This window comes from Synechococcus sp. R8-2 (assembly GCF_047461715.1).
Taxonomy (GTDB): Bacteria; Cyanobacteriota; Cyanobacteriia; order Thermostichales; family Thermostichaceae; genus Thermostichus.
In genome coordinates this window covers 1-4,215 of the sequence record NZ_JANSHQ010000564.1, presented here as the reverse complement: position 1 = coordinate 4,215, position 4,215 = coordinate 1, and the positions used below count along the sequence as shown (strand labels likewise).

The following is a 4,215-nucleotide window of genomic DNA, read 5'->3' as shown; positions in this document are numbered from 1 at the left end:
ACCACATCCACACCTGCTGCCTCGCACAAAGCTCGGTCCCCCTCTTCGTCGCGGGGATAGCGATCCCAGTCTTCGTTGGGGCCAAATTGCAGCGGATTGACGAAAATGCTGACCACCGTGTGGTCACACTCTTGCCGGCAGCGGCGGATTAGGCTGAGATGGCCCTCATGCAGGGATCCCATCGTGGGCACCAAGCCAACTGTGGATCCCCGCCAATCGGCTACCTGCTCCCGCAAAGCAGCAACTGTGCGCAGCCAGTGCATCGCCATGCCACCTCAATCTCTCTCTCCCCTATGGGTTTTCTCCAACCCCCCCAAAGGCTGCTCCTACAGGCCGATCTTGTTGCTGCGTTGATACTGCCTGTAGGCTGCCACGAATAAGCCCGCCAAGGTGACCACCACCATGCCCAAGACGATCCCCAACAAAATCGGCTCGATCACAACACAGACCTCCCAGTTCAAACCTAGATCATGATAAGCCAAGCCCAAACCTATCCTCACCGTTCCTTGCCAAGGAAATCGAGGGGGGATCCCCTAATAAAATGCAGGGGATCCGCGAAGCCGTTGAGATGGCATACCCATAGCCCATGAGGTCAATTGTCTTGTCCGGGGATGGCGGAGACTTGAAGGAGTGCCTGTCCAAACTGGAAGAGCAACTGCGCCCTTTGGCAGACAAGGCCGTTCCCCTGCTGGTGGCGGACTCGCATCCAGTGCAGGTGTGGGCGGCAGTTTTGACCTGCCAACGCTTGGGGATCCCGCTGTTCCTGGGTAATCCCCACTGGGGAGAACGGGAATGGGGACAGGCTTTGGCGGATATGGGATCCGGCTGGTGCTGGCGCCAGGGCCGACTGGAAGGGGATCCCGCCCCCTTGAATCCGCGCCTGCGAGAGTTGCGGGAAGCTGTGCCCAGCTCCCATTGGCCGCTGATCGGCATCCCCACCGGTGGCTCTGGCGGCCAAGTGAAATGGGCCCTGCACTCTTGGCTGACCCTCAGTGCCTCGGCCAAAGCCCACCAACAGCACTTTGCCGTCGGGCCTGTACACAGCTATTGCCTTCTGCCCTTGTACCACGTCAGCGGCTTGATGCAGGCAGTCCGATCCTGGCTGAGCGGTGGGCAGTGGGTTGTCTGGGATTGGAAACGGCAACAGCAGGCCGAGTCTTGGGATCCCCCTTTGCCGGGGAGCTTTCTATCGCTGGTGCCCACTCAGTTGCAACGGCTGTTGCTCAGCGCCCATCCGGGAGTTTTGGAGAGCCTGCGCCAATTTCGGGCCATTTTGGTTGGCGGTGGCCCCACCTGGCCCAGCTTGCGGCAACAGGCCCGGCAACTTCACCTTCCCCTTGCCCTCACCTACGGTATGACCGAGACCGCCTCCCAGGTGTGTACGTTACTGCCAGAAGCCTTTTGGCAAGGGAGCGACAGTCTGGGTCGGCCTCTGCCCCACGCCACGCTCCAGATCCGCAGCGAAAAAGGGGATCCCCTGCCCAGCCATGCTGTGGGCTACATTCACATTCAGGCAGAGTCGCTGGCACTGGGCTACTACCCGCACCTAAGTGCTACGCACCGCTTACGCGAAGGGCAACAGCAAGGCTTTACCCCCGGCGATTTGGGCTATCTAGACCGACAGGGATCCCTCTATTGGTTAGGTCGAGCCGATGACCTAATCCTAACCGGCGGGGAAAAGGTGATGGCTGCAGAAGTGGAAGGGGAGATCCGAGCCAGCGGCTGGGTGGAAGATGTGTGCGTGTTGGGCCTACCGGATGCCGAATGGGGGCAGCGGGTTGTGGCGGTGGTCGTCCCCAAAACAGGGATCCCCAAAGAGCTGGAAATGCACCTGAAGCAACACCTAAGCCGCCAACTGAGTCCCTTCAAGCACCCCAAGCACTGGCTGTGGTGTACGGGGATCCCGCGCAACCCTCAGGGCAAAGTCAACCGCCAACAACTCCGGCAGTGGGCAGCTCAGACGTTGGGGATCCCAACGCAGGCAAGTTAGCGGGATCCCTCCCGAATGCCCAGACGGGCTAAATCTCGCTTGATTTCAAAGGCCAATTCTCGGTTGTGCGGCTCCGTGGCCAAAGCTTTTCTCAAGTAGGCTTCCGCCTGCTGATAGCGCCCCTCGTAGATCAAATGGTTGCCGAAGCGCTGGTAGGCCAACGCCAAGATGTGGATGGCCTCGCTGGAGTTGGGAAACCGTTTCAGCAGCGCCTCCGCCTGGGCCACCGCCGTGGGCAACTTCCGCTCCCGCCAGGCTGCCTTGACGCGGGCAATCCCCTCCTTGAGCCCTTCCGGATTGGGCTGCTCTGCCGATGAGGGGCCTATGCTGCGAATGACCACCCGCCTTTCGCCGGCAGCAGGAGAGCTGGGTGGAGATTGACGTTGTGCAGATTGACGTTGTGCATCGTAGCGCCGCCGCTGCTCAGGGTCGCTCAGCACTTGGTAGGCTTGGTGGATTTGTTGGAAACGCTCTCGGGATCCCTCCCCTGCCACATCAGGGTGAAACTGCCGCGCCAACCGTCGAAACGCCTGTTTAATCTCTTCAATGTCCGCTGCAGGAGATAGGTTCAGGATCGCGTAGTAATCCATAAACGGTGGCGCAACTAAGGGATCGGGAAAAGACCTGGCCAAAAACCAGCTCTAGTCTATCGCTGCGGCCCCGGCTTGACCAAGGGATCCCACCAAGCGCTTGGTTCTCCCGCTTCCCTCAGCAGCAGGGATCCAGTGTTAGACTTTGCCCAAGTTGTTTGGAGCCTCCATTCCGGCCTATCGAGGATCCCTTCCTGTTGCCCAACTTCATTGCAACTTGGCTTTTTTATTTCTATCTGTTATGAGTGAAGCGCTTCATCAAGCTCTTGCCAATCGAGATCTAAAACAATTATTGGCCCATTTGCAGCGGGGGGAAGATGTGAATGCTGTCGATGCTCAGGGAATGACTTTGCTTCATAAAGCGACACTCCTTGGCGATTTGGAACTGTTGGATTTGCTCTTGGCCCATGGCGCTTCTCCCAATGCCTTGGATCCCACAGGTGCCACCCCTCTCCATTTGGCTGCCGCCAGCGGTCAGGTCAAGCTGGTGGAGCGTCTCTTGAGGGCAGGCAGCGATATCGATCTCCCAGATAACCATGGCTATACCCCTCTCCAGCAGGCTGCTTTAACCGATCAGGCGGAGGTAATCGGTCTGCTCATCCAGAAGGGAGCCAACACCGGTCGTGTTCTCCACTGGGCCACAGCCACCGGCCGAAAAAGCATTCTGGCCCGCCTACTATCCAAGGGAGCGCCGGTGGATGCCACTGACGAAACAGGCCGAACCCCTCTGCATGAAGCCGCCACCCGAGGGGATTTGGGCATCGCTCGCTTTCTGCTCTTGTACGGGGCCAATGCCAATGCGCGCAACCGATTCGGGGCGACACCGATGCACTGGGCTGCTTGGGAAGGGCATATCCAAATCCTGGAGCTTTTGCTGGAAAATGGAGCCGAACTAAACCCTCGCAATGAAGATGGGCATACCCCCTTGGCCTATGCGCAGAAACGCCAACATAGACTGGCTGTCCAATGGTTACAAGATCGAGGGGCAACCCTTTAGTATCAGGTTTGGGATAGAGAATAAAACAAGAGTTGATGGAAATTCTAGCCGCTTTGGGTCATAGGACATTCAGGCTTCCCCCTCTCTCACAAGACAGGGGTTGAAGGTGAGGGTAATCTCTACAGAAAAAAGGAGAGAGGCTGTTAGGCTTTCCTCCCTCCAGTCTCTTCGTCGCGGTTAGCGTTAACGCCAGCTAGATTCTAACTGATTCTTCCACCTGATTCAACTTTTTTCTAGAGTTTCTCTTGAGCCCAACATAAATTTTTGAACGACAAAACAAGACATAGGACAGACAGTTTGTCCCAAAAGGTTGGTCTTTTTCCTTAGCTTCTGACAAGTTTGCAAAGGAAACTAGAGCAGCAATCTTTGTATTCGGTCTTGTCTTCCGGTTCCCGAAGCCAGATTGCCCCCTTCCAAAGCCATAACCCTCAGCCGCTGTTGCTCCTTTACACTGCCACCTCTACAGATTGACATGAGCAAGCAAAAAATCTCTCTATCAACTGACTCTGACTCTCATTAGCACAGAACCTTGCTTAGCCTTGGAGAGGAGAAAAAGGGATCCCCGCTGACGCAGATGGCCAGTTCCGCCAGTGCAGGATCCCTTCCGCATCCAAGACAAGAGAGGAAGACTGATGGAT

Annotated in this window: 5 protein-coding genes; 2 read left to right on the top strand and 3 right to left on the bottom strand. The window is 57.1% G+C overall.

The features are described from left to right. Both NW819_RS12505 and petG read right to left on the bottom strand, forming a co-directional pair. A partial coding sequence (locus NW819_RS12505) for a pantoate--beta-alanine ligase (RefSeq protein WP_414413942.1) occupies nt 1-263 on the bottom strand: 263 nt, incomplete at its 3' end. Nucleotides 264-326: 63 nt separating this feature from the next. Further along, nucleotides 327-440 carry a cytochrome b6-f complex subunit V gene (petG, locus tag NW819_RS12500; protein WP_011433989.1) on the bottom strand — a complete coding sequence of 38 codons (114 nt, stop codon included), beginning with the start codon at nt 438-440 and terminating at the stop codon, nt 327-329. 146 nt (nt 441-586) lie between these two features. Between petG and NW819_RS12495 the strand changes: the two genes are divergently transcribed. After that, the gene (locus NW819_RS12495; RefSeq protein ID WP_414413941.1) at nt 587-1,990 is read left to right on the top strand and encodes a 2-succinylbenzoate--CoA ligase; all 1,404 of its coding nucleotides are present in this window, start codon (nt 587-589) and stop codon (nt 1,988-1,990) included. Here NW819_RS12495 and NW819_RS12490 read toward each other — a convergent pair. Further along, complete coding sequence (locus NW819_RS12490; RefSeq protein ID WP_011433991.1) at nt 1,987-2,580, bottom strand: J domain-containing protein; 594 nt, start codon at nt 2,578-2,580, stop codon at nt 1,987-1,989. The genes NW819_RS12495 and NW819_RS12490 overlap by 4 nt on opposite strands. A gap of 241 nt (nt 2,581-2,821) precedes the next feature. On the opposite strand from NW819_RS12490, the gene NW819_RS12485 reads away from it, so the two are divergent. After that, nucleotides 2,822-3,577: an ankyrin repeat domain-containing protein gene (locus NW819_RS12485; RefSeq protein ID WP_414413940.1), complete on the top strand. Its 756-nt coding sequence runs from the start codon at nt 2,822-2,824 to the stop codon at nt 3,575-3,577. Nucleotides 3,578-4,215 lie beyond the last annotated feature (638 nt).